Origin of the sequence: Amycolatopsis sp. cmx-4-61 (assembly GCF_046548775.1) — a bacterium.
Taxonomy (GTDB): domain Bacteria; phylum Actinomycetota; class Actinomycetes; order Mycobacteriales; family Pseudonocardiaceae; genus Amycolatopsis.
In genome coordinates this window covers 118698-141220 of the sequence record NZ_JAEBEI010000001.1, presented here as the reverse complement: position 1 = coordinate 141220, position 22523 = coordinate 118698, and the positions used below count along the sequence as shown (strand labels likewise).

The 22523-nt window shown below is 72.7% G+C and carries 23 protein-coding genes; 22 read left to right on the top strand and 1 reads right to left on the bottom strand.

Going from position 1 to position 22523, the window contains the following annotated elements:
- Positions 1-37 precede the first annotated feature (37 nt).
- The 11 genes from ACLJOU_RS00675 (at position 38) to ACLJOU_RS00625 (ending at position 11231) form a co-directional block, all read left to right on the top strand.
- Positions 38-1216 carry a L,D-transpeptidase gene (locus ACLJOU_RS00675; protein WP_410561929.1) on the top strand — a complete coding sequence of 393 codons (1179 nt, stop codon included), beginning with the start codon at positions 38-40 and terminating at the stop codon, positions 1214-1216.
- A gap of 3 nt (positions 1217-1219) precedes the next feature.
- Positions 1220-2035, top strand: coding sequence for an alpha/beta fold hydrolase (locus tag ACLJOU_RS00670; RefSeq protein WP_410561926.1), 816 nt, complete (start codon positions 1220-1222; stop codon positions 2033-2035).
- Positions 2036-2135: 100 nt separating this feature from the next.
- Positions 2136-3431, top strand: coding sequence for a D-inositol-3-phosphate glycosyltransferase (mshA, locus tag ACLJOU_RS00665; RefSeq protein ID WP_410564642.1), 1296 nt, complete (start codon positions 2136-2138; stop codon positions 3429-3431).
- Positions 3428-3940: a YbjN domain-containing protein gene (locus tag ACLJOU_RS00660; RefSeq protein WP_410561923.1), complete on the top strand. Its 513-nt coding sequence runs from the start codon at positions 3428-3430 to the stop codon at positions 3938-3940. The genes mshA and ACLJOU_RS00660 overlap by 4 nt, the downstream gene beginning before the upstream one ends.
- Before the next feature lie 70 nt (positions 3941-4010).
- Positions 4011-4871 carry a DUF4349 domain-containing protein gene (locus tag ACLJOU_RS00655; RefSeq protein ID WP_410561920.1) on the top strand — a complete coding sequence of 287 codons (861 nt, stop codon included), beginning with the start codon at positions 4011-4013 and terminating at the stop codon, positions 4869-4871.
- A gap of 432 nt (positions 4872-5303) precedes the next feature.
- Positions 5304-6053: a phosphoglyceromutase gene (locus ACLJOU_RS00650; RefSeq protein WP_410561917.1), complete on the top strand. Its 750-nt coding sequence runs from the start codon at positions 5304-5306 to the stop codon at positions 6051-6053.
- Positions 6054-6639: 586 nt separating this feature from the next.
- Entirely contained in the window at positions 6640-6939 is a 300-nt protein-coding gene (locus tag ACLJOU_RS00645) for a hypothetical protein (RefSeq protein WP_410561914.1), read from the top strand.
- A gap of 129 nt (positions 6940-7068) precedes the next feature.
- Positions 7069-7992 carry a hypothetical protein gene (locus ACLJOU_RS00640; protein WP_410561912.1) on the top strand — a complete coding sequence of 308 codons (924 nt, stop codon included), beginning with the start codon at positions 7069-7071 and terminating at the stop codon, positions 7990-7992.
- Positions 7985-9340: a peptidoglycan-binding protein gene (locus ACLJOU_RS00635; protein ID WP_410561909.1), complete on the top strand. Its 1356-nt coding sequence runs from the start codon at positions 7985-7987 to the stop codon at positions 9338-9340. Before ACLJOU_RS00640 ends, ACLJOU_RS00635 begins: the two co-directional genes overlap by 8 nt.
- Positions 9337-10017, top strand: a complete 681-nt coding sequence (locus ACLJOU_RS00630; RefSeq protein ID WP_410561908.1) for an ABC transporter ATP-binding protein — start codon at positions 9337-9339, stop codon at positions 10015-10017. The genes ACLJOU_RS00635 and ACLJOU_RS00630 overlap by 4 nt, the downstream gene beginning before the upstream one ends.
- Complete coding sequence (locus tag ACLJOU_RS00625; RefSeq protein ID WP_410561906.1) at positions 10014-11231, top strand: ABC transporter permease; 1218 nt, start codon at positions 10014-10016, stop codon at positions 11229-11231. The genes ACLJOU_RS00630 and ACLJOU_RS00625 overlap by 4 nt, the downstream gene beginning before the upstream one ends.
- Position 11232: 1 nt before the next feature.
- Here ACLJOU_RS00625 and ACLJOU_RS00620 read toward each other — a convergent pair whose 3' ends face one another.
- Positions 11233-11871 carry a DNA-binding response regulator gene (locus ACLJOU_RS00620; RefSeq protein WP_410561904.1) on the bottom strand — a complete coding sequence of 213 codons (639 nt, stop codon included), beginning with the start codon at positions 11869-11871 and terminating at the stop codon, positions 11233-11235.
- A gap of 67 nt (positions 11872-11938) precedes the next feature.
- Between ACLJOU_RS00620 and ACLJOU_RS00615 the strand changes: the two genes are divergently transcribed.
- The 11 genes from ACLJOU_RS00615 (at position 11939) to ACLJOU_RS00565 (ending at position 22522) form a co-directional block, all read left to right on the top strand.
- On the top strand, positions 11939-12799 hold the full coding sequence (locus ACLJOU_RS00615) for an aldo/keto reductase (RefSeq protein WP_410561901.1): 861 nt from the start codon (positions 11939-11941) through the stop codon (positions 12797-12799).
- A 146-nt stretch (positions 12800-12945) separates the two neighbouring features.
- Complete coding sequence (locus ACLJOU_RS00610; RefSeq protein WP_410561898.1) at positions 12946-14187, top strand: sensor histidine kinase; 1242 nt, start codon at positions 12946-12948, stop codon at positions 14185-14187.
- Entirely contained in the window at positions 14184-14873 is a 690-nt protein-coding gene (locus ACLJOU_RS00605; RefSeq protein WP_003062718.1) for a response regulator transcription factor, read from the top strand. Before ACLJOU_RS00610 ends, ACLJOU_RS00605 begins: the two co-directional genes overlap by 4 nt.
- A gap of 113 nt (positions 14874-14986) precedes the next feature.
- Positions 14987-15970: a Ppx/GppA phosphatase family protein gene (locus tag ACLJOU_RS00600; RefSeq protein ID WP_410561894.1), complete on the top strand. Its 984-nt coding sequence runs from the start codon at positions 14987-14989 to the stop codon at positions 15968-15970.
- Positions 15971-16127: 157 nt separating this feature from the next.
- The gene (locus tag ACLJOU_RS00595) at positions 16128-17825 is read left to right on the top strand and encodes a hypothetical protein (protein WP_410561891.1); all 1698 of its coding nucleotides are present in this window, start codon (positions 16128-16130) and stop codon (positions 17823-17825) included.
- A gap of 62 nt (positions 17826-17887) precedes the next feature.
- Positions 17888-18700, top strand: coding sequence for a sugar phosphate isomerase/epimerase family protein (locus tag ACLJOU_RS00590; RefSeq protein ID WP_410561888.1), 813 nt, complete (start codon positions 17888-17890; stop codon positions 18698-18700).
- A 142-nt stretch (positions 18701-18842) separates the two neighbouring features.
- Positions 18843-19661, top strand: coding sequence for a thioesterase family protein (locus ACLJOU_RS00585; protein WP_410564641.1), 819 nt, complete (start codon positions 18843-18845; stop codon positions 19659-19661).
- 81 nt (positions 19662-19742) lie between these two features.
- Entirely contained in the window at positions 19743-20555 is an 813-nt protein-coding gene (gene proC / locus ACLJOU_RS00580) for a pyrroline-5-carboxylate reductase (protein WP_410561886.1), read from the top strand.
- Positions 20556-20748: 193 nt separating this feature from the next.
- Entirely contained in the window at positions 20749-20964 is a 216-nt protein-coding gene (locus ACLJOU_RS00575; RefSeq protein ID WP_013222402.1) for a helix-turn-helix domain-containing protein, read from the top strand.
- A gap of 155 nt (positions 20965-21119) precedes the next feature.
- Entirely contained in the window at positions 21120-21221 is a 102-nt protein-coding gene (locus tag ACLJOU_RS00570; protein ID WP_007030867.1) for a 30S ribosomal protein bS22, read from the top strand.
- 257 nt (positions 21222-21478) lie between these two features.
- Complete coding sequence (locus ACLJOU_RS00565; RefSeq protein ID WP_410561880.1) at positions 21479-22522, top strand: NAD-dependent epimerase/dehydratase family protein; 1044 nt, start codon at positions 21479-21481, stop codon at positions 22520-22522.
- Position 22523: the final 1 nt, after the last annotated feature.

Genomic DNA, 22523 nt, shown 5'->3' with positions numbered 1-22523 from the left:
CGGGGGCTCGGCCCCCGCAAGACACAGGAGGTTTGCGGTGATCGAACGGCGTACGGTCTTCAAGGCTGCCCTGGCGGCTGGAGCCGCACTGGTCGCCGCCGCGTGTTCGAGTGAGAACGGGGGCAACGCGCTGCCCACCGGTGCGGCCGGTGCCGACGGCGAGGGTAGCGCCCGGTCGGTGGCGAAGATCACAGCCGAGCCCGCCGCCGACGCCAAGGACGTTCCGGTGCTCAAGCCCGCCGTGCTGAAGGTCGCCGACGGCAAGCTCACCGAGTGCACGCTCAGCGCCGAGGGCGGCAAGGCCGTCAAGGGCGACCTCGCGCCCGACGGCCTCACCTGGACCAGCTCCGAGCCGCTCGGCTACGGCAAGACCTACACCTACTCGGCCAAGGCCACCGGCTCCGACGGCAAGCCGGTCGAGTTCACCGGCCGCTTCACCACGGTCAACCCGGCCAAGCAGGTCCGCGCCACGCTGAACCCGGCCGACAACCAGACCGTAGGCGTCGCCATGCCGATCAGCGTCAAGTTCGCGTCGCCGGTGAAGAACCGTGCCGCGGTGGAGAAGGCCCTGTCCGTGAAGACGGACAAGGACGTCGAGGGTGCCTGGGGCTGGCTGTCCGACAGCCAGGTCGACTACCGGCCGAAGGAGTACTGGCCGCAGAACATCACCGTGAGCGTCGAGGCGAAGCTGTACGGCGTCGAGCTGGGCGGCGGCGCGTACGGCAAGGCCGACGTCACGACGAAGTTCAAGATCGGCCGCAACCAGGTGGTCAAGGTCAACACCCCGGACCACCAGATGCGCGTCTACCGCAACGGGTCGCAGGTCAAGAGCTACCCCTGCGCGAACGGGCTGGACGCCGAGGTCGACCGCAACACCCCGAACGGCACCTACATCATCATGACCAGGGAGCCGACGGCCGTCTTCGACAACGCCCGCTACGGCTACACGAACGTCAACAAGAAGTGGGCCTGCCGGTTCTCCAACCACGGCGAATACATCCACGAGAACCAGGACAACGCGGCCAACATCGGCAAGAACAACAACTCCCACGGCTGCGTCAACCTGCTCGAAGCCGACGCCAAGGACTACTTCGACTCGGCGCTGATCGGCGACCCGGTCGAGATCACCGGCTCGAAGCTGTCCCCGCCGATGGCCTCGGACGTCAAGGACTGGAACTTCAGCTGGGCGGCCTGGCAAGGGCTGGGTGCGAAGTAACCCGTGCGCACCGAAGTCGTCGGGCACGGCGGGGTCCGGCTCGGCCTGCGGGTCGAGGGCACCGAGAACAGCAGGCCGATCGTGTTCGTGCACGGCTGGGCGCAGTCGGGCGGCTGCTGGGCCGCGCAGCTCGCCGACCCGGCCCTGACCGAGCGGTTCCGCCTGGTCGCGATGGACCTGCGCGGCCACGGCGCCTCGGACGTGCCGGTCACCGGCTACGACAACCCCCAGGCCTGGGCGGACGACCTCGCCGCGGTGCTCGACTTCGCCGGTCCGGACGCGGTCGTCGTCGCCTGGTCCTACGGCGGCTTGGTGGTCACCGACCACATCCGGGTGCACGGCACCGCACGGCTGCGCGGGCTCGTGCTCGTCGGCGCGATCACCGAGATCGGCCGCGACCGGCCGGGCGGGCGCGTCGGGCCCCTGATGCGCGAGCACATGCGGGCGATGCTTTCGGACGATCCGGACATCGCGGTGCCCGCGCTCACCGCGTTCAGCCGCGAAATGGCCAGCGGGCCGGTGCCCGGCGCGCAGGCGCAGGCCCTGCTCGGTGCTTCTCTCAGCGTGCCCCCTTCGGTCCGCTCGGCGCTCTTCCGCCGGGACGTCGGCAGCGAAGAAGTGCTGGTCGGGATCGACAAACCGGTCCTCGTCGCGCACGGCACGGCGGACCGCGTGATCGAGCCCTCGGCCGCCGAACACGCCGTCGGGAAGATTCCGGGTGCCACCGCGCGTTGGTTCGTTGACGGGGGGCACGCGCCCTTCGCCGAGTCCGCGGCCGAGTTCGACGCGGTGCTCCGGCGATTCGCCGAGGAATGCTGACGTACGCAGGAGACGTGACCAGGTGACCAGCAACATCCGAAGGTTCCGCGCTGCGCTGTCCGGGGCCGAGTCCCAGACCCCAGCCGGGGGGCAAGCCCCTCTGGAGCTCCCGAAAGCGGGGGGTCCGCGCCGGATCGCGGTGCTGTCCGTGCACACATCCCCGCTCGAGCAGCCCGGGACAGGCGACGCCGGCGGGCTGAACGTCTACGTCAGGCAGACCGCGACCGAGATGGCCCGCCGCGGCGTCGAGGTCGAGGTCTTCACCCGCGCGACCGCCTCCGGCCAGCCGCCGGTGGCCGAGCTGGCGCCCGGGGTGACCGTGCGGCACGTCCAGGCCGGCCCGTTCGAGCCGCTGGGCCGCGACGAGCTGCCCGCCCAGCTGTGCGCGTTCACCTCCGGCGTGCTGCGGACCGAGGCGTTCCACGAGCCCGGCCACTACGACCTCATCCACTCGCACTACTGGCTGTCCGGCCAGGTCGGCTGGCTCGCCCGGGACCGCTGGTCCGTGCCGCTCGTGCACACCGCGCACACACTGGCGAAGGTGAAGAACGCCGCGCTTGCCGAGGGCGACAAGCCCGAACCGCGCACCCGCGTGATCGGCGAGGAGCAGGTGGTGGCCGAGGCCGACCGGCTGGTCGCCAACACCGCGGTCGAGGCGCGCCAGCTCATCGAGCTCTACGACGCCGAGCCGCACGCGGTGCACGCCGTGCCGCCGGGGGTCGACCTCGAACGGTTCACGCCGGGCTCCAAGGCCGTCGCGCGCGCCGAGCTGGGGCTGGCCGGCGACGACGTCGTGCTGGCCTTCGCCGGGCGGATCCAGCCGCTGAAGGCGCCGGACGTGCTGCTGCACGCCGCGGCCGCGATGCTGCGCCGCCGTCCCGAGCTGGCCGCGCGGCTGGTCGTGCTCATCGTCGGCGGGCCGTCGGGGACCGGGCTGGAGCAGCCGCAGGCCCTGCGCGAACTGGCCGTTTCGCTCGGCATCGAGCGGCAGGTCCGGTTCCTGCCGCCGCAGCCGGGCGAGCGCCTCGCCCGCGTCTTCCGCGCCGCCGACGTCGTGGCGGTGCCGAGCTACAACGAGTCGTTCGGCCTGGTGGCGCTGGAGGCGCAGGCCTGCGGCACACCGGTGGTCGCGGCCGAGGTCGGCGGGCTGCCGGTGGCCGTGCCGCACGGCGTTTCGGGACTGCTGGTGCCCGGCCACGGCGCCGACGAGTGGGCGGACGCGCTGGCCGCGGTCGCGCTCCGCCCGGACCGGCGGGCCGAACTCGGCGCGAACGCCGTCGTGCACGCGCGCCGGTTCTCCTGGCGCCGGACGACGGACGCGCTCCTGGACATCTATGCTCAGGCCACGAGCGCGTTCTCCCGCGCGCTGGACCTGCGCGCGGAGGTGGCGGTGTGAGCCTGGACGAGCTGATCCAGTCTACTTTGGACTCGGCGGAGCTGAAGTACGACAAGCGCGGGCCGGGCAAGTACTTCGTCACGCTGCCGGGGACGAAGAAGCTGCAGACCAACGCGTGGCTGGTCGACGGCGACCACGCCTTCTCGGTCGAGGCCTTCGTCTGCCGCCGTCCCGATGAGTCCCATGAGGACGTTTACCGATTCCTGCTGCAGCGCAACGCGAAGCTGTACGGCGTGCACTACACAGTGGACAGTCTGGGGGACATCTACCTGGTCGGCCGGTTCGGCAAGGAGACCATGTCCGCCGACGAGCTCGACAAGGTGCTCGGCCAGGTGCTGGAAGCGGCCGACGGCGACTTCAACACGCTGCTCGAAATCGGCTTCGCGACGTCCATCAAGCGCGAGTGGGACTGGCGGGTCTCCCGCGGTGAATCCCTGGCCAACCTCCAGGCGTTCAAGCACCTCGTCACACCCGGAAAGCCGCACGAACCCGGCTTGACCGAGTCGTGACCCGGGCCGTGCAACGGCCCTGAACCGGACGTCCGTCTCCTCGCCAGTCGAAACTGGAGGGAGACCCACGATGCGGACTCGATGGAGAGCCGGGCTCGCCCTGGCCGCGGTGGCGTTCGTGCTGGCCGGCTGCTCGGCAGCGGAAAACGGGGCGTCCACTGCGGACAGCGCCGGATCCGGGCCGGCGCCGGCCGCGCCGCAGCAGGGCAGCGGCAAGACGGGGCAGGAGAAGGTGACCGCGCCGCAGCCGGGAGCCACCGATCGCAAGCTTTCGCGCAGTGCCCGGCTCGAACTGACCGCCACCAAGGTCACCGACGTCGTCGCGCAGGCCCGCGGGATCGCCCAGGGCGCCGGCGGCTACACCGGCCAGGAGAGCACCGGCGAGGAGTCGGCGACGCTCAGCCTCGCCGTGCCCGCCGACAAGCTCGACGGCGTGCTCGACCAGCTCTCCCACCTGGGCACGAGCCTGGTGAAGCGGGAGCTGAACACCCAGGACGTGACCGAGCAGGTCGTCGATGTCGAAGCACGGCTGGCGACGCAGCGGGCGTCGGTGGAGCGGATCCGCGCGCTGCTCGCGAAGGCGACTTCGGTGGCCGAGATCACGTCGGTCGAAAGCGAGCTGACGAGCCGCGAAGCGACGCTCGAATCGCTCGAACGGCAGCGCAGCTCCCTGGCGGGCAGCGTGGCCATGGCGACCGTGGCGATGACCGTGCGCAGCGTCGCCGTCCCGCCGCCGCCCGGCGAAGACCACAGCGGGTTCCTCGGCGGGCTGGCCGGCGGCTGGCACGCGTTCGTAGTCTTCGGCGGCGGCCTGCTGACCGTGCTGGGCGCGATCGCGCCGTTCCTGCTGTTCCTGGTGCCGCTGGGCTGGCTCGGCTGGTGGCTGCACCGGCGTCGCCGCGTCCCGGCGGCGGAGCCGGGCGAGGGCTGAGCGGAACAGGCGGGACGGCTCGAGGGAGGGGGAGTCGCGATCTCGAGCCGCCCCGCTGAAGTTCCCGCCGATCAGGACCCGGTGACGAGGGGGGTGCCAACGGGGCCGGCGGGCCGCGGCTCGGCAGGGGGGAGACGAGCCGCGGTCAACGCCCGAATCCGGCCGGGGAGTGCGTGGAATCCGGCCGCTCGGGACGTAGTCAACCTGTCAGATCCCGGCCGGTAATCACAAGACTACTGGCTAGCCCGTTCGAGTGAATTTTCGAAATGTCGATAACGGTGTGCAGTCTTCGCCCGGATTTTTGCGCGTTGTTGGCAGGTGGCCTTGTCGAAGAGTGAGGTGTTACTCCGGGGTAACACACTCTGGGTAGGACACGTGGTGCGGTGAAGGTCACCCGTCGGTCGCGGAGCGCGTTCTGGCAGGCTGTGGGCCATGGGTGCGATTGGGACGTTGGTGCTGCTGCGGCACGGGCAGAGCACGTGGAACGCGGAAAACCTGTTCACCGGCTGGGTGGACGTACCGCTTTCGGAGCAGGGCGAGGGCGAAGCCCGCCAGGGCGGCCGGCTGCTGGCCGACGCCGGCCTGCTCCCGGACGTGGTGCACACCTCGCTGCTGCGCCGCGCGATCTCCACCGCGAACATCGCGCTGGACGCCGCCGACCGGCACTGGATCCCGGTGAAGCGCGACTGGCGCCTCAACGAGCGCCACTACGGCGCGCTGCAGGGCAAGAACAAGAAGCAGACGCTCGACGAGTTCGGCGAGGAGCAGTTCATGCTCTGGCGCCGCTCGTACGACACCCCGCCGCCGGCGATCGACCCCAAGGACGAGTGGAGCCAGGCGGGCGACGCCCGCTACGCGAACCTCGGTGACCGGGCGCCGCTGACCGAGTGCCTGAAGGACGTCGTCGAGCGGCTGCTGCCGTACTGGGAGTCCGAGATCGTGCCGGACCTGCGCGCGGGCAAGACGGTGCTGGTCGCCGCGCACGGCAACTCGCTGCGCGCCTTGGTCAAGCACCTCGACGGCATCTCCGACGCCGACATCGCGGGCCTGAACATCCCGACGGGCATCCCGCTGCGCTACGACCTCACGGAGGGCCTGCAGCCGGTGAAGCCGGGCGGCGAGTACCTCGACCCCGACGCCGCCAAGGAAGCCGCCGCCGCGGTGGCGAACCAGGGGCGCTGAAGCCGGAGCCGGTGAAGGCCACGTCGCGGACCGACTCCGCGGCGTGGCCTTCGTGGTTTCCGGGGTGCCCGAGCCGCCCGCGGACGAGCGAGCCGCCCGGCCCGGAAGAGCGGCGCACGATCGACCGCCGTACCCGTTCGGGGAACTCCCGGCCCGCTGTCCCGGGGTATTCCCACCGGCCGTTCGCCGTCGGCCGAACTCCGCCCGTCCGGGCCGTAATTGTTGGCCTGCAACAACTTCCGGCCCGCACCGGCTCCGCCGAAGGGGTGAACCTCAGCTCGCGGCCCGAGAATCGTGGTCGCATGTCCGATTCTGCGATATGTTTCTTCCTTGGGAGGGCTTTCTGGTTGCGGGGGTTTCCGGGGGAGCAGCAGTAAACCACGCGGCGGTGCCGCGTAATTCGTAGTGCGTTCCCCGGGTTCGCTGAACATTCCGCGGTACTTCCGGTGAGCCCTCCGGTTCAGGCGTCGAGCCGCGAACCAGAGGGGGTGAATGACGCTCGACGGCGCGATGGAAGTCGAAGGGCGGTGAGGCGCGTCCGCGCTCTGCCGCGTAACGATTGCATTCGAGATGGGGTTATCGAACCATGCGCAAAACCATTGTCACGGTGGGCGCGGCGGCGGCCGCGTTCCTGATGGTCGGCACGGGGGTCGCCTCGGCGGGCTGGCACGGCGACTACCTCGGCAGCGGCATCCGCATCCGCAGTGCCCCGGTCAGCGGGGGCGTCAACGGCCTCGGCTATCCGGGCCAGGGCGAGTGCACCACGGTCGCCCAGCTGGCGAGCGACGGGTACTACTGGGGTTACCACCGCAACGACACCACGCACGTGATCGGCTGGAGCCGCGGTGACTACCTCAGCGTCGACGGCGGCGGCTGCAGCTTCTGACCTTTTCGCCGGTGATTCCCGGAGGGAATCGCGCTGACCGATAACGGTTCCCGGGGCGGTGCGCGCCTGCCCCGGGAACCGTCGACGATTCGTTCCCGTCCCTTTCCAAGAGTGGTAGCGTGAAGCCGCATGAAGCGATTTTCGGTTCTCTTTCCGGTCCTGGGGGCGCTTCTGGTCCTGGGTGCCGCGTGCTCGGATCCGCCTGCCGGTGATCCGGGTGCCGCCGCGGCGCTGCCCGAACCCGTCATCCCGGCGAACCCCCCGCCGGCCCCGGCCACCGCCGCCGAGGTGCACCTGCCGCTCGACCCGTACGTCGGGCTGGCCAAGGGGCATCGGGAAACCCTCGAGAAGGCGAACGCCATCCTCATCACGAAGTGCATGCGGGACAAGGGATTCGCCTACCAGCCCGCGGACGGCGGTGGCGGTCGCGCCACCGAGGCGAACGCCCCGCTGCCCGACTACGGGCTCAACGACCTGAAGGCCGCCCGCGAGTCGGGCTACTCACCGCCCGGCGGCGGCAGCATCCAGGCGGCCGCGGAACAGGGCCGGATCCCGACGCTCGACAAGCTGGTGCAGGAGCACGGCGCCGCGTACGTCAAGGCGCTCTACGGCTTCCTGCCGCCGGACACCTCGGGCTCGGACGGCTGCCTGAGCACCGCCGTGGTGAGCGCACCCGAATACGACCGGCTCGACCGGGAGCTGCCCGGGCGGCTCGTCGGCCAGGCGAGCGAGCGGACCCAGGGTGACGGCCGGGTCGTGGCCGCCACGGGCGCGTGGAGCGCGTGCATGGCGGAGTCCGGGTTCTCCTACAAGAGCCCGGTCGAGCCGCGGCGGCAGAAGTGGCCGTCACCGCCGTCCCCGGCGGAGCTCGCGACCGCGGCCGCCGACGTGAACTGCAAGGCCCGGACGAACCTCCCGGGCATCTGGCTCGCCGTCCAGACCGGCTACCAGCAGACGCTGCTCGAACAGAACGCGCCCGCGCTGAAGCAGCTCCAGGACGCCTGGCAGGCCGTGCTGAAGAACGCCGAGCAGATCGTCGCGACCGGTGGCTGACGAGCCGGTGCCCGGCGGCAGCGTGCTGCGCCGCCGCCGCCGCGTCCTGCTCCTGGCCGTCGGCGGCCTCCTGCTGCTGACCGTCGGCGGGGTGCTCGGCGCCGCGTTCGTCAAGTCGCCGGCCCAGGTCGCCGCGGAGCAGGCGCCGGTGACCCCGTCGGTGCTGACCGCCCCGGTGACCCGGCAGGTCGTCGGCGCCACCGTGGTGCTGCGCGGCACGGTGGCCGGCGCGCAGGACGTCGAGGTGACACCCGCGCCGTCGGCGACCGGCGAGTCCGCGGCCGGGGCCAAGCCGGTCGTCACCGCCGTGCGGAAGCAGGCGGGCGAGCTCGTCGGCGCCGGGAACGTGCTCGCCGAGGTGGCCGGCCGCCCGCTCGTCGCCCTGCACGGCGCCGAGCCCGCCTACCGCGACCTGCGGCCGGGGGACACCGGCAAGGACGTCACCCAGCTGCGGCAGGCCCTGCGGGAGCTCGGCTTCCCGTCGGCGGGCGACGCCGAAGGCGTCTTCGGCGCGGCGACGAAGAAGGCCGTCACCGCCTACTACCGTTCGCTCGGCTTCAGCGCCCCGTCGACCGGCGGGGCCACCGGCCAGGACGAGACGGCGCTGCAGGCCGCCGAGGACGCCGTCACCCAGGCCGAACGCCGGGTGCGGGACGCCAAGGCGGGCGGGCCGCCGACCGCGGTCGCCGACGCCGAAGCCGACCTCGCCACGGCCCGCGACCGGCTGACCGGGCTGCGGGCCCGCACCGGGCCGATGGTCCCGCTGGCCGAAATCGTGTTCCTGCCCTCGTTCCCGGCGCGGGTGACGAAGTTCGGCGGGAAGGTCGGCGCCCCGGTCGAAGCCCCGCTGGTGACGCTGTCGTCCGGACAGCTCGAAGTGGCGGGCCGGCTGGACCCGGCGGACCGCACGTTGGTGCGGCCCGGCGCGGCGGCCGACATCGACGCCGAGGTCACCGGGTTCCACGGCACCGGCAAGGTGACCGAGGTCGGGCAGCCCCAGGAGGGCGCGAAGGCGGGCGCGCAGCAGAACCAGACCCAGGGGCAGGCGTCCGGCCAGTCCTTCGTGCCGGTGACGATCACCCCGGACAAGCCGCTCGACGCCGGCCTGATCGGCCAGGACGTCCGGTTGACGCTCAAGTTCGCCCAGACCGCCGGGCCGGTGCTCGCCGTGCCGTCGGCCGCCATCACGTCGTCCGCGGACGGCCGCACGCACGTCGTGGTGGCCGCGCCGGACGGGACCCAGCGGACCGTCGAGGTGCGCGCGGGCAAGTCCGGCGCCGGGCTGGTCGAGGTCGAGCCGGTCACCGGCGGCCTGGCGGAGGGCGACCGGGTGGTGGTCGGGCGATGACGGCGCCGGTGATCGCCCTGCGCGGGGTGCGGCGGACCTACCCGGGAACGCCGCCGGTGCACGCGCTGCACCCGGCCGACTTCGTCGTGCACGGCGGGGAGTACGTCGCGGTGGTCGGGCCGTCGGGGTCGGGGAAGTCGACCCTGCTGCACCTGCTCGGGCTGCTCGACGCCCCGACCGAGGGCGTCTACGAACTCGACGGCCGGGACGTCGCCGCCCTCCCGGACGCCGACCGCACCACGCTGCGCGGCACCGCGATCGGGTTCGTCTTCCAGGCCTTCCACCTCCTCGCGCACCGGACCGCCACGGAGAACGTGGAGCTCGCCATGCTCTACAACCGCACCCCGCGGGCCCGCCGGGCCGGGCTGGCCCGGGAAGCACTGGCGCGGGTCGGCCTCGCGCACCGGCTCGACGCGCTGCCGACGACCATGTCCGGCGGCGAGCGGCAGCGGGTGGCCGTGGCGCGGGCGCTGGTGAACCGGCCCCGGCTGCTGCTGTGCGACGAACCCACCGGCAACCTCGACACCGCGACCACGCAGACGGTGCTGGACCTGTTCGGCGCCCTGCACGCCGACGGGCTCACCATCGTGATGATCACGCACGACCCGGTGGTCGCGGCCCGGGCCGGGCGGGTCGTCGAGATCTCCGACGGCCGGCTCCGCGAGCGTGTGCCGTGAAGCGCTCCGCGCTCGCCGTCAAGGACCTCGCCGCGGAGGCGCTGGCCGGGCTGCTCCAGCGGCCGGCCCGGTCGCTGCTGACCATGCTCGGCACGGTCGTCGGCACGGCGTCGCTGGTGGCGATCCTCGGCTTCACGGCGACCTCGGCCGGGCAGATCAGCGCCCGCTTCACGGTGCTGTCGGCCACCGAGGTCACCGTCACCGACGCCGGCGCGAAGACCCGCACGGTCGAGCCGGTGCTGGACTTCCCGGCCGACGCCGACCAGCGGGCGGGGGCGCTCAACGGCGTCGTCGACGCGGGCCGGTACTGGAAGGTGCCGGTGCCGCCGGGGACGCAGGTGAGCGCCCGGGCCCTGCCGGCGGCCCGGGACGCGCGCGGGCTGGACGTCTACGCGGTCTCGCCGGGCGCACTGCGGGCGGCGCACACACCGGTGACCACGGGTGCGCTGTTCGACGCGTTCCACGAGCGGCGGGCCGAGCGCGTGGCGCTCCTCGGCGCGGCCGCCGCCGCCCAGCTGGGCATCAGCAGGCTCGATTCGCAACCGGCGGTGTTCGTCGGCGACGACGCCTACACCGTGATCGGCATCGTCGGCAGCCCGCAGCGGCTGCCGCAGGCCGGGCTCGGGGTGCTGATCCCCGCGGGCACGGCGCTGGCGCGGTACGGCGTGCCGTCCCCGGACGACCCGGCGAAGATGCTGGTCGAGACGCGGCTGGGCAGTGCCCAGCTGGTGGCGGGCCAGCTGCCGCTCGCGCTGCGCCCGGACGCCCCGCAGCTGCTGTCGGCCGCGGCCCCGCCGGACCCGCGGACGCTGCGCGACAGCGTCACCGCGGACGTCGACAGCCTGTTCCTGCTGCTCGCCGGCCTGGCGCTGGTGATCGGCGCGGTCGGGATCGCGAACACGACCCTGGTCTCGGTGATGGAGCGGGCGGCGGAGATTGGCCTGCGCCGGGCGCTCGGGGCCCGCCGGCGGCACATCGCCGTCCAGTTCGTGGCGGAGTCCGGCGTCCTGGGCCTGCTGGGCGGGCTGGCCGGGGCCAGCATCGGGGTGCTCACGGTGGTCTTCGTGGCGCTGGCCCGCGGCTGGACGGCGGTGCTCGATCCGCTGGCGGTGTTCCCGGCGCCCCTGGTGGGAGCGGTGGTCGGGTTGCTGGCCGGGGCTTACCCGGCGATGCGGGCGGCGTCGATCGAGCCGGTGGACGCGCTGCGCGGGTGAGTCAGAGCAGCCCGGCCTCCCGGGCCCGGGCTCCGGCCTGGAACCGGGAGGACGCGCCGAGCAGCTCCATCAGCTCGGCCACCCGCCGCCGGTAGGTGCGCAGACTGACGCCGAGGGCGCGGGCCGCCGTCTCGTCCTTGCAGCCGGACGCCAGCTGCCCGAGGATCTCGCGTGCGCCCAGCTCGGTGAACCGCGCCTGGTAGGACGCCAGGTCGGTCGCGCCGTGCCAGGCCGCCTCGAACAGCGACTGGATGCCCTGGACCAGGGGCGGACTGCTGAGCACGGTGTAGCCGCGGACGCCGCCGACGTGGTCGCCGGCCACGATCGCGATCCGGCGGTCGAGCAGGATCGTCTCGTTGATCTCGCGCTCGGTGATCCGGATCCGGGCGCCGTTCGCGGCCATCGCCCGCAGGTGGTCGGCCAGCGCGGGGTCGATCAGCACGCCGGGCTGGTAGATCTTGCGCACGGTCATGCCCCGCACCGACTGTTCGCGCTCGGGCGCGGCCGGGTGCGCCACCGACCAGGTGTGCAGGTCGCGGGCCGCGCAGGAGACCTCCGTCGCGGCCTCGAACAGGTGCGCCGTGCGCTCGAACAGCTCCGCCTCGCCGCGCACCATGACGACGTCAGTCACCTTCTCCACGCCCTCCAGTGTGGCAGCAAACTGCCAAACCGGGAGGTCACCCGGGCTCCGGCGGAAGGCTGGAGCCATGACCACGAACACGCTCCCCGCCGCCGCGGCGGGCACCTGGAAGCTCGGCTCCTTCGAAGTCAACCGCCTCGGGTTCGGCGCGATGCGCCTGATGTCCACCACCGACGGCGGCATCCGCGCCCGGGAGACGTCGCTCGCCGTGCTCCGGCGCGCCGTCGAGCTCGGCGTCAACCACTTCGACACCGCCGCCTTCTACTTCGCCGGACCGCGCTCGGCCAACGAACTGCTCAACAGCGCCCTCGCGCCCTACGACGACCTGGTGCTCACCACCAAGATCGGCCCGGGGCGCGACTTCGAGGGGAACTTCTACACGGCCCGGCCGGACCAGCTGCGCGCCCAGGTCGAGGAGAACCTGCGCGAGCTGGGCCTCGACCACCTCGACGTCGTCAACTACCGGATCGGCCAGAACCTCGACCGCGGCACCGGCTCGCTCGCCGAGGGCTTCGGCGTCCTGGCCGAGCTGCGCGAAGCCGGGCTGATCCGCGAGCTGGGCATCTCCAACGTCGGGCCGGAGCACCTGACCGAGGCCCTGGAGATCGCCCCCGTCGTCTGCGTCCAGAACCAGTACGGCCTCACCGCCCGCCGCGAGGACGACGAGCTCGTCCGGATGTGCGCCGAGCGCGGGATCGCGTTCGTGCCCTTCTTCGCCGTCGCGAGCGGGACGGGGGAGGACGAGCGGGTGGCCGAGGTCGCCCGCCGCCACGACGCCACCCCGGCGCAGGTGCGGCTCGCGTGGACGCTGCACCAGGGCCCGCACGTGCTCGCCATCCCGGGCACCGGCGACGTCGGGCACCTCGAGCAGAACGTCGCCGCGGCGGCGCTCGAGCTGACCGGCGAGGACCTGGCGGCGCTCGGGTGAATTCGCCCGGAATGTCTCGCCGCGGAATCGATCGGGTGAACGCGGCCTGAAGCCCCGGCGAACATGTCCTCCGCAGGTGTCGCGGTGCTCACGACAAGGCGGACAACGCTAGGCCGCAAGCCCACTTCTCAGCTTACGATCGGCCCGTGACCACGCCTGTTTCACTCGCACTGGCCATCGGCGCACTGGTGGCCGGTGCGGTGGCCGGCTACTTCCTGGCGCGGGCGCGCACCCGCCGGGAAGACGCCCGCCCGCCGGGCCCGACCGTCGCGGAGCTCCTCGAGCGGCTGGTCCGCTCCTCGAACAACGGCATCGTCGTGCTCAACAAGTTCGGCGACATGGTGCTGCACAACCCGCGGGCCTACGAGCTGGGCCTGGTGAAGGTCAACCAGGCCGACCCGCGGGCCCGCCAGGCCGCCGAGCAGGTCGTCGAGACCGACGAACCGCTCGAAATCGACCTTTCCCCGCTCGAAGCGCGCGGCCGCCAGCCGGAGGCGGTCCTCGGCCAGGTCCGGCCGCTCGGCGACGGCTTCACCGTCGTCGAGGCCGTCGACCACTCCGAGGCCATCCGGCTGGAGGCCGTGCGCCGCGACTTCGTCGCCAACGTCAGCCACGAGCTCAAGACCCCGGTCGGCGCGATCGCCCTGCTCACCGAGGCCGTGCTCGACGCCGCCGAGGACGTGGCGGAGGTCCGGCGCTTCGGCGGCAAGATCCTGCGCGAGTCCACGCGCCTGGGCCAGCTCGTCACCGAGCTGATCGCGCTGTCCCGGCTGCAGGGTGCCGAACGGCTGCCCGACCTCAACGTCGTCGAGGTCGACGCGGTCGTCCGCGAAGCCCTCGGCCGCACGACGCTCTCGGCCGAGTCCGCCGACATCCGGATCACCACCGACCACCCCAGCGGCCTGCTCATCGAAGGCGACCGCACGCTGCTGGTCACCGCGCTGTCGAACCTGCTGGAGAACGCGGTCAACTACTCGCCGGCCGGCAGCCCGGTCTCGATCTCCCGGCGGCTCGCCGACGGCATGGTCGAGATCGCCGTCACCGACCGCGGCATCGGCATAGCCGAAGAAGAGCAGCAGCGCGTCTTCGAGCGCTTCTACCGCGCCGACAAGGCCCGCTCACGCGCCACCGGCGGCACCGGCCTCGGCCTGGCGATCGTCAAGCACGTCGCGGCCAACCACGGCGGCTCGGTCGGGCTGTGGAGCCGTCCGGGCACGGGCTCGACGTTCACCCTGCGCATCCCCGCGCACGTCAGCCCCGAACCGGCCCCCGAGCCGGCGCGGGCCGCCAAGACCTCGCCGGCACCGCGGCAGGAGAAGACCCCCGAGCGCACCCCGAGGCTCGTGGTTACCGGGCAGGACAGCCCAGATCATGGAGGAAACCTGTGACCAGGGTTCTCATCGTCGAGGACGAGGAGTCGTTCGCCGACCCCCTCGCCTTCCTGCTGCGCAAGGAAGGGTTCACCGCGGCCGTCGCCGGGACCGGCCAGGCCGCGCTGGAGGAGTTCGACCGCAACGGCGCCGACATCGTGCTGCTCGACCTGATGCTGCCCGGGATGAGCGGCACCGACGTCTGCAAGCAGCTGCGCCAGCGCTCGGCCGTGCCGGTCATCATGGTGACCGCCCGCGACAGCGAGATCGACAAGGTCGTGGGCCTGGAGCTGGGCGCGGACGACTACGTCACCAAGCCGTACTCGGCCCGCGAGCTCATCGCCCGCGTCCGCGCGGTCCTGCGTCGCGGCGGCGAGCCGGGCTCCGAAGGCGAGCTGGCTCCGCTGGTGCTGTCCGCGGGCCCGGTCCGGATGGACGTCGAGCGGCACGTCGTGACCGTGGACGGCGCCGAGGTGTCGCTCCCGCTCAAGGAGTTCGACCTGCTGGAGTACCTGCTGCGCAACGTCGGCCGGGTGCTCACGCGCGGGCAGCTGATCGACCGGGTGTGGGGCGCGGACTACGTGGGCGACACGAAGACCCTCGACGTCCACGTGAAGCGCCTGCGCTCGAAGATCGAGCCGGACCCGGGCTCGCCGCGGCACCTGGTGACCGTCCGCGGCCTTGGCTACAAGTTCGAGACGTAAGTCCTGTTCGGGCGGTACCGCTCCCGCGTGGAGGCGCGCCGGGGCGGTACCGCACCGAGTGTTTTCGGTTACATGTTCGAGACCTGGCGCCGGGGCCGGTACCCTGGACCCCCGTGCGCCTAGGGGTACTCGACGTCGGTTCCAACACCGTCCACCTGCTCGTGGTCGACGCCCACCGTGGCGCCCACCCGACGCCGATGCATTCCGAGAAGTCCGTGCTGCGGCTGGCCGAGCAGATCACTCCCGGTGGGGAGCTCTCCAAGGCCGGCGCCGACGACCTCGTCACCGCCGTGGAATCCGCAAAGGACGCCGCCGCGCGGCTCGGGTGCCAGGAAGTCATGGCGTTCGCTACCTCCGCGGTCCGCGAAGCCAAGAACTCCGCCAAGGTGCTCGCCCGCGTGGCCGAGAAGACCGGCGTCGACCTGCAGGTCCTTTCGGGCACCGACGAAGCCCGCCTGACCTTCCTGGCCGTCCGCCGCTGGTACGGCTGGTCGGCAGGCCAGCTGCTCGTGCTCGACATCGGCGGCGGCTCCCTGGAGGTCGCGATGGGCCGCGACGAGGAACCCGTCCTGGCCGAATCGCTGCCGCTGGGGGCGGGCCGCACCACGCGCACCCGGTTCAAGCACGATCCGCCGACGCGCTCGGAACTCGTCGCGACGTCCGCGTGGCTGGACGACCAGCTCACCGACCTCGCGCGCAAAGTCACCAAATGGGGTGAACCCGATCGGGTCGTGGCGACGTCGAAGACGTTCCGCTCGCTCGCCCGGCTGACCGGCGCCGCCCCCTCGGCGGCGGGCCCGCGCGTGCGACGTACGCTCTCCGACACCGCATTGCGCCAGCTCCTCGCCTTCATTTCGCGGATGCCCTCGGCCGATCTCGCGCAGCTCGAGGGCGTCAGCTCCAGCCGGTCGCACCAGCTGGTGGCGGGTGCGCTCGTCGCGCAGGCCGCGATGCGGGCGCTCGGCGTGCCGGAACTGGAGATCTGTCCGTGGGCTCTGCGAGAGGGCGTCATCCTGCGGCGGCTGGACCATTCGAACGGCGCGGATGAGACTGGAGCCGCCCTCGTGGGGCGCTTCGGCGCACAGGAGGACCGGTGAAAGCACACGGCTGGACTTCGCACGCGGAAGATGGGCACGGTGGAGGAGTGACGGACATGCAGAGGACGGCGTACAGCGCGCGCTGCGCCACCGAGCCGCCGTCGGGTACCTCCCCGCGAGGTGCCGAGGACCCGGAGCGCGCAGGGGATCACCAGGTATGACGGACCAGACCGGAGGCGACCAGCCGCCGCAGAAGACCGTGGCTGAGCTGCTCGCCCAGCACGGTGCCCAGGTCGACGGCGGACGCCGTCGCCGTCGGCGCGCGGCCGATGACGACGACGAACCCGGCACCCCCGAGGCCCCGCCCGGCGCCACCGGCTCGCACCGGCGCCCCGGCGTGAGCGACACCGGCCCGCAGGCGATCATCGACCGCGTGGCCGCCGAGGGCAGCCCGCCCCCGCCGGCCCCGCCCGCGCGGCCCGCCGGACGGCGCCGCGCCGAGCCGCCGTCCCCGCCGCCGCCCGCGCCCCGCGCGGTCCCGCAGGAGTCCCAGCCGCCGCCCCGGCCGGTGCCGCCGCCCCCGGCGCGGCCCGCCCCCGGCGCCGCCGAGTCCGGCCAGTACGCGCGCCCGGTCCCGCAGGAGTCCGGCCAGTTCGCCCGGCCGCCGCAGGAGTCGGGCAAGTTCGCGCGCCCGGTCCCGCCCGAGCCCGTGCCGCCGCGCCCCCAGGAGTCGGCGCAGCTGCCGGTGCCGCCGCGGGCCGCACCGCGCCGCCAGCCCCCGCCGCCGCAGCAGCCGCAGCCGTCCCAGCAGCTGCCGGTGCCGCCGCAGCCGTCGCAGCAGCTGCCGACCCCGTCGTCGGCCGAGGACACCCGGGCCGTTCCGCCGGTCCGGCGCCGTCCCGGCCCGCCGCAGCCGTCCCAGCAGCTGCCGGTGCCGCCCCAGCCGTCGCAGCAGCTGCCGGTGCCCCCGCCGCCGCCCGGCGGTCCGCTGTCGGCCCGGCTCGACGGCCTCAACGGCACCCCGGACGCCGAAATCGACGTCCCGCCGCCCCCGATGGCCAGCGGCACGTTCGCGACCCCGCCCGCGGCCCCCGGCCGTCCGCGCCGGGCGCCGTCCCGCCGTCCGGAGCCGAAGCGCGAGGACTACACCGAGCAGTTCTCGGCGGTCCCCGACGACGAGCCGCCCGCCCCGCCGGTGCCCCCGAAGGGCAAGAAGCCCGAACCGCCGGAGCCGTCCTCGCCCGCCGGCCTGGCGAACTGGCGCAAGCGCCGCCAGAAGGAGCAGATGGAGGACACCGAGATCGGCGTCATGCCGGCGGTGCCCTCCGACGCCCCGGACGACGGGTACCCCCAGGACGACTTCGAGCCGGACGGCTTCGAGCCGGAGGGCAGCGGCTACCAGGCCGCCTACGACGCGGGCCCGCCGACCGGCGCGTACCCGCCGCCGATGCCGTTCGCGCCCGGCGACCGCGCCTCGCGGGCGCCGATCCCGGACGACCTCGAGCCCTACGAGCGCGAGTTCGCCGACGACTACCCGGCCGACGGCCCGGACTTCGAGCACGACGACTACGCCTACGAGCAGGGCGAAGGCTACGAAGACGACGAGTACGACGACGTGCCCGAGCCGGTCGCGGAGCCGGAAACCGCGGCCTCGCCCGGCAAGCAGTGGCTGGCCCTGGCCGGCCAGCTGGCGATGGGCGTGGTCGGCGGGGCCGCCGTCTGGCTCGGCTTCAACTGGCTGTGGGTGAACATCCCGGCCGCCGCGCTGGTCGCCGCCCTGCTGGTGGTCGTGGCGCTGGTCTGGATCGTGCGGAAGATCCGCCGCGCCGAGGACCTGCAGACCACGGTGCTCGCGGTGCTGGTGGGCCTGGTGGTGACGGTCTCCCCGGCCGCGTTGCTGCTGGTCGGCCGCTGACCCCGTGATCCGCGTCGCGTTGGCGGCCCGGCGCCGTCGCGCACCGTCGGTCACGAGGCAGGATGGCGCGCGTGGCAGACGAGCAGCCGGTCCCCGTCGGACTCAGCACGGCGTCCGTGTGGCCCCTGAAGGCGGGGACCGCCTTCGAGCTGGCCGCCGAGCTCGGCTACGACGGCGTCGAGGTGATGGTCTGGGCCGACCCGGTCAGCCAGGACGTCACGGCCCTGCGGCGGTGGTCGCGGCGCACCGGCGTGCCGGTGCTGTCGGTGCACTCGCCGTCGCTGCTGATCACCCAGCGGGTCTGGTCGCCGGACCCGGCCGTGCGGCTGCGGATGTCGGTCGACGCCGCCGTCGAACTCGGCGCGCGCACCGTGGTGGTGCACCCACCGTTCCGGTGGCAGCGCCGGTACGGGGACGCGTTCGGCGATCTGGTCGGTGAACTGGAGGAGTCGAGCGGCGTCGAAATCGCCGTCGAAAACATGTTCAAGGTGCGCCCGCCCGGCGGTTCGAAGAATTCGCGGGTGTCCGCGTTCCGGCCGTCGATCGATCCGACCGACGTCGGGTTCCGCCACTACACGCTCGACCTGTCCCACACAGCGGCAGCCGAGATGGACGCACTGGCGCTGGCGCAGCGGATGGGCGAGGGCCTCTCGCACGTCCACCTGGCCGACGGAACCGGCGTCCCGAAGGACGAACACCTGGTACCCGGCCGTGGCGGCCAGCCCTGCGCCGAACTGCTCGAGAAGCTGGTCAGCAACGGTTTCGCCGGGCAGATCGTGCTGGAGATCAACACCCGGCACGCCGTCACCGCGGCCCAGCGGGTCCGCGACCTGGCCGAGGCGCTGTTGTTCGCGCGGTTCCACCTCGGGCAATAACGGTGCGATCTCGTGCCGACACCACTGCTCCCGAGTGCATTTCCGCCGGTCCAACCCGTAAAGTTCGGACCGTGAACCCGTCGCTCTCGTTTCTTGTCACCTATCCGGATTCTCGAATCGGCGAGGACCGTTCGTGAGCGGAATCGACGGCACCGCCGTGTCCTTCGACACGGCGAGTGCGGCGCGGTCGCTGGGGGACGGCACCTTCACCGCGGTGCTGCGTGCGGAATGGGCCATCGGCTCGCACCCGCACGGGGGTTTCCTGCTCGCCCTGCTGGCCCGGGCGGCGGTCTCCGCACTGCACGAGCGCGGGGAGCCGCACGCGGAGCCGCTGGTCGTCAGCGCGGAGTTCCTGCACGCGCCCGCGCTCGGCCCGGTGCTGCTGCGCACGGACGTCCGCAAGGTCGGCCGCCGCGCGACGGTGGTCGAGGTCCGGCTCGAGCAGCGCGGCCGCAGCTGCGTCGAGGCGAGAGTGACCACGGGCCGGCTGCCGATGCGGCGCCCGGAGTGGACCGACGTGCCGTCGATGCCCGCCGAGCCGCCGCCGGGCGCGCTGGCCATGGCCGAGAGCACCGAGGGGCCGTTCAACCTGGCCAAGGGCTGTGAAGTCCGGCTGGACCCGGCGACGGCGGGGTACCTGACCGGCCGCACGGGCGAGCCACCCCGGATGCGGCTGTGGGTCCGCCCCCGGCACAGCCTGGTGGACCCGTACTTTTCGCTCCTGGCGTCGGACGTGAACCCGCCGGTGGTGATGAACCTCGGCCGCATCGGCTGGGCCCCGACGGTCCAGCTGACGGCGCTGCTGCGGACGCGCCCGGCGCCCGGGTGGCTGCGGGTGGTGGTGGAGTCCCGGTCGGTGCACGAGTCCTGGTTCGACTCGGACGCGACGGTGGTGGACGCCCAGGGACGGCTGGTGTGCCAGGCCCGCCAGCTCGGTCTCGCCCCGGCCCCGGGCGGCTGAGGGCGGACTGCGGCGATCCCCGGCTAGCGCCACCTCGCCCCGGCACCCGGCGGCCGCGGCGGGTTTGGCACGCTCTACCGCATGACGGTCATCGCGGTGCTGGGTGCGGGCAAGATCGGCGAGGCGTTGCTGTCGGGGCTGCTGCACGGCGGCCACGACGCCGGCGACCTCCTTTTCACCGAGCGGTACCCGGCGCGCGTCGAAGAGCTGACCAGCCGCTACGGCATCCGCGGCGTCGAGGTCGAGGACGCCGCCAAGCGGGCGGACATCCTGGTCGTCGCCGTCAAGCCGCAGGACATCGAGCCGGTGCTCGACGAGCTCGCGCCGCTGCTCGGGCCCTCGTCCCTCGTCGTTTCGCTGTGCGCCGGGCTGCCCACGTCGCTGTACGAGCGCCGGCTCGCCGAGGGCGTGCCCGTCGTGCGGGTCATGCCGAACACGCCGATGCTGGTCAACGAGGCCATGAGCGCCATCTCCGCCGGCCGGTACGCCACCGCGGAGCACCTCGCCGTGGTGCGCGACCTGCTTTCGCACGTCGGCCGGGTCGTCGAGGTGCCGGAGGCCCAGCAGGACGCCGTCACGGCGCTGTCCGGGTCCGGTCCCGCCTACTTCTTCTACCTGGTCGAGGCCATGATCGACGCCGGCATCCTGCTGGGCCTGCCGCGGGCGCTGGCCGGGCAGCTGATCATCCAGTCGGCCGTCGGCGCGGCGAAGATGCTCGCCGAATCCGACGAGCACCCCGTGCTGCTGCGCGAGGCCGTGACGTCCCCGGCGGGCACGACCATCAACGCCATCCGCGAGCTCGAGAAGCACGGCGTCCGGGCGGCGCTGCTGGCCGCCATCGAGGCAGCAAAGGACCGTTCGGTCGAGCTCGGCAAGGCGCACGAAGAGAACTGATTTCGCCGGAAAGGGCGATCGCCCGGGTCTTGCACGCGCGGGTGCCTGTGCGTTAGCGCAGGTAGGAGCCCATCTCGGTGACAGGCGTCGCATTAGTCCCACCAGTCCCGCTACTCTCGATAGAGCACGTGCGTGTCGATACCACAGGTGGGGAAGCCTCGTGGCGCGACACGTGTCGAAGGACGCGGTAAACATGTCGCCGAACAAGAAGGAGGATTTGCCCGCTGTCGGGCAGGTCCAGTTCCTGACGGTCGCCGAAGTGGCCACGCTGATGCGGGTCTCCAAGATGACCGTCTACCGTCTCGTGCACTCGGGTGAGCTGCCCGCCGTCAGGGTCGGGAAGTCCTTCCGGGTGCCGGAGAAAGCAGTGCACGAGTACCTGCAGGGCGCGTACTACGACGTGGGTTGATCCGGTCGCCGGGCACGGGTGCACAGCGCTACACCGTGCCCGCTGACCGGCCCGCGCCGGGTGACGGGTAACCTGGAAAACCGCTCGTGCCTGTGCGCTCCACCCGTTGGACGCTGCGCCGGGCAGCGTGACCGACGTCGACCTAAGGAGCGCCCATGGGCTCTGTGATCAAGAAGCGCCGTAAGCGCATGTCGAAGAAGAAGCACCGCAAGCTGCTTCGCCGTACGCGCGTCCAGCGTCGTAAGGCCGGTAAGTAAGCCTGCTGAGCGTGATCGTGGCCCGTCCAGTCTCTGGACGGGCCACGTCCATGTGGTGGGCACGTCCGCCCGTTCGAGTGAGGCGTTCGTCGCTTTCCCGGGGTACGGGCGGCAATAGCACGTGCGACGGCCCGGAGCTACCACTGAAGAGCGGTAACATCTCAACGGCGTCCGCGCGATGCTGCCAGTGAGTGCAGGTTCGCGCGCCTCGGGTGATCGTCCACCCCCCACACGCCCTACGCGCCGCAGGGAGTCGCATGCCGTCGAACATCGTGCTCGTCACCGGGGTCGCCGGGGAACTGGGCGGGAAACTGCTCGCCCGGCTGGGCAACAACCCCGACTTCGAACGGGTCATCGGTGTCGACACGGTCCCGCCGGACAAGACGGTCCTGCAGCGCATGGGGCACGCCGAGTTCGTCCGCGCGGACATCCGGAACCCGCTGATCGCCAAGGTGATCAGCACGGCCGCGGTCGACACCGTCGTGCACGCCTCCTGCACCGCGCACCCGGCCGGCCCGGGCCGCCGCACGGCGATCAAGGAAGTCAACGTCATCGGCACCATGCGGCTGCTCGCCGCCTGCCAGCGGTCGCCGCTGGTCCGGAAACTGGTGGTCAAGTCGACGGCGGCGGTCTACGGCGCGAGCGCCCGCTCGCAGGCGGTGTTCACCGAGGACTCCGAGCTGATCCCGACGTCGGCCAGCGGGTACGCGAAGGACGCCGTCGAGATGGAGGGGTACGTGCGCGGCCTGGTGCGCCGCCGCCCGGACATCACCACGACGCTGTTCCGCTTCGCCAACATCATCGGCCCGGAGACCGACACCGTCCTGGCGCGCTACTTCGCGCTGCCGGTGGTGCCGACGGTCTTCGGCTACGACGCGCGCATCCAGCTGCTGCACTCCTCGGACGCGCTGGCCGTGCTGGAGCGGGCGACCTTGACCGACAGGCCCGGCGTGTTCAACGTCGGCGCGGAGGGGGTACTCACCCTTTCGCAGGCGATCCGGCGAGCCGGCCGGGTCGAGCTGCCGATGCCGCGGAGTGTGGTGCCGTCGGTCGGCAAGGTGTTGCGCGGCGCCCGCGTCGTGGACTTCTCCGCCGACCAGGTCCGGTTGCTGAACTTCGGCCGGGTCGTCGACATCGCCAAGCTGAAGCAGGAGTTCGGGTACACCCCGCGGTGGACGACGCGGGAGGCGTTCGACGACTACATCGCCGGGCGCGGGCTCCGCCCGGTGCTGGACGGCGGCAAGCTGGCGGGCCTGGCGAGCAAGGTGCTCGTCGCCGCGGCGACGGGGCAGAGCCGGTGAG

Bases quoted from the DNA above. Each gene is read 5' to 3' on its own strand.
- ACLJOU_RS00595 (WP_410561891.1), top strand. From the start codon at position 16,128: ATGACGGACCAGACCGGAGGCGACCAGCCGCCGCAGAAGACCGTGGCT.
- ACLJOU_RS00630 (WP_410561908.1), top strand. From the start codon at position 9,337: ATGACGGCGCCGGTGATCGCCCTGCGCGGGGTGCGGCGGACCTACCCG.
- proC (WP_410561886.1), top strand. From the start codon at position 19,743: ATGACGGTCATCGCGGTGCTGGGTGCGGGCAAGATCGGCGAGGCGTTG.
- ACLJOU_RS00565 (WP_410561880.1), top strand. From the start codon at position 21,479: ATGCCGTCGAACATCGTGCTCGTCACCGGGGTCGCCGGGGAACTGGGC.
- ACLJOU_RS00655 (WP_410561920.1), top strand. From the start codon at position 4,011: ATGCGGACTCGATGGAGAGCCGGGCTCGCCCTGGCCGCGGTGGCGTTC.
- ACLJOU_RS00590 (WP_410561888.1), top strand. From the start codon at position 17,888: ATGGCGCGCGTGGCAGACGAGCAGCCGGTCCCCGTCGGACTCAGCACG.
- ACLJOU_RS00575 (WP_013222402.1), top strand. From the start codon at position 20,749: ATGTCGCCGAACAAGAAGGAGGATTTGCCCGCTGTCGGGCAGGTCCAG.
- ACLJOU_RS00570 (WP_007030867.1), top strand. From the start codon at position 21,120: ATGGGCTCTGTGATCAAGAAGCGCCGTAAGCGCATGTCGAAGAAGAAG.
- ACLJOU_RS00650 (WP_410561917.1), top strand. From the start codon at position 5,304: ATGGGTGCGATTGGGACGTTGGTGCTGCTGCGGCACGGGCAGAGCACG.
- ACLJOU_RS00615 (WP_410561901.1), top strand. From the start codon at position 11,939: ATGACCACGAACACGCTCCCCGCCGCCGCGGCGGGCACCTGGAAGCTC.
- ACLJOU_RS00640 (WP_410561912.1), top strand. From the start codon at position 7,069: ATGAAGCGATTTTCGGTTCTCTTTCCGGTCCTGGGGGCGCTTCTGGTC.
- ACLJOU_RS00645 (WP_410561914.1), top strand. From the start codon at position 6,640: ATGCGCAAAACCATTGTCACGGTGGGCGCGGCGGCGGCCGCGTTCCTG.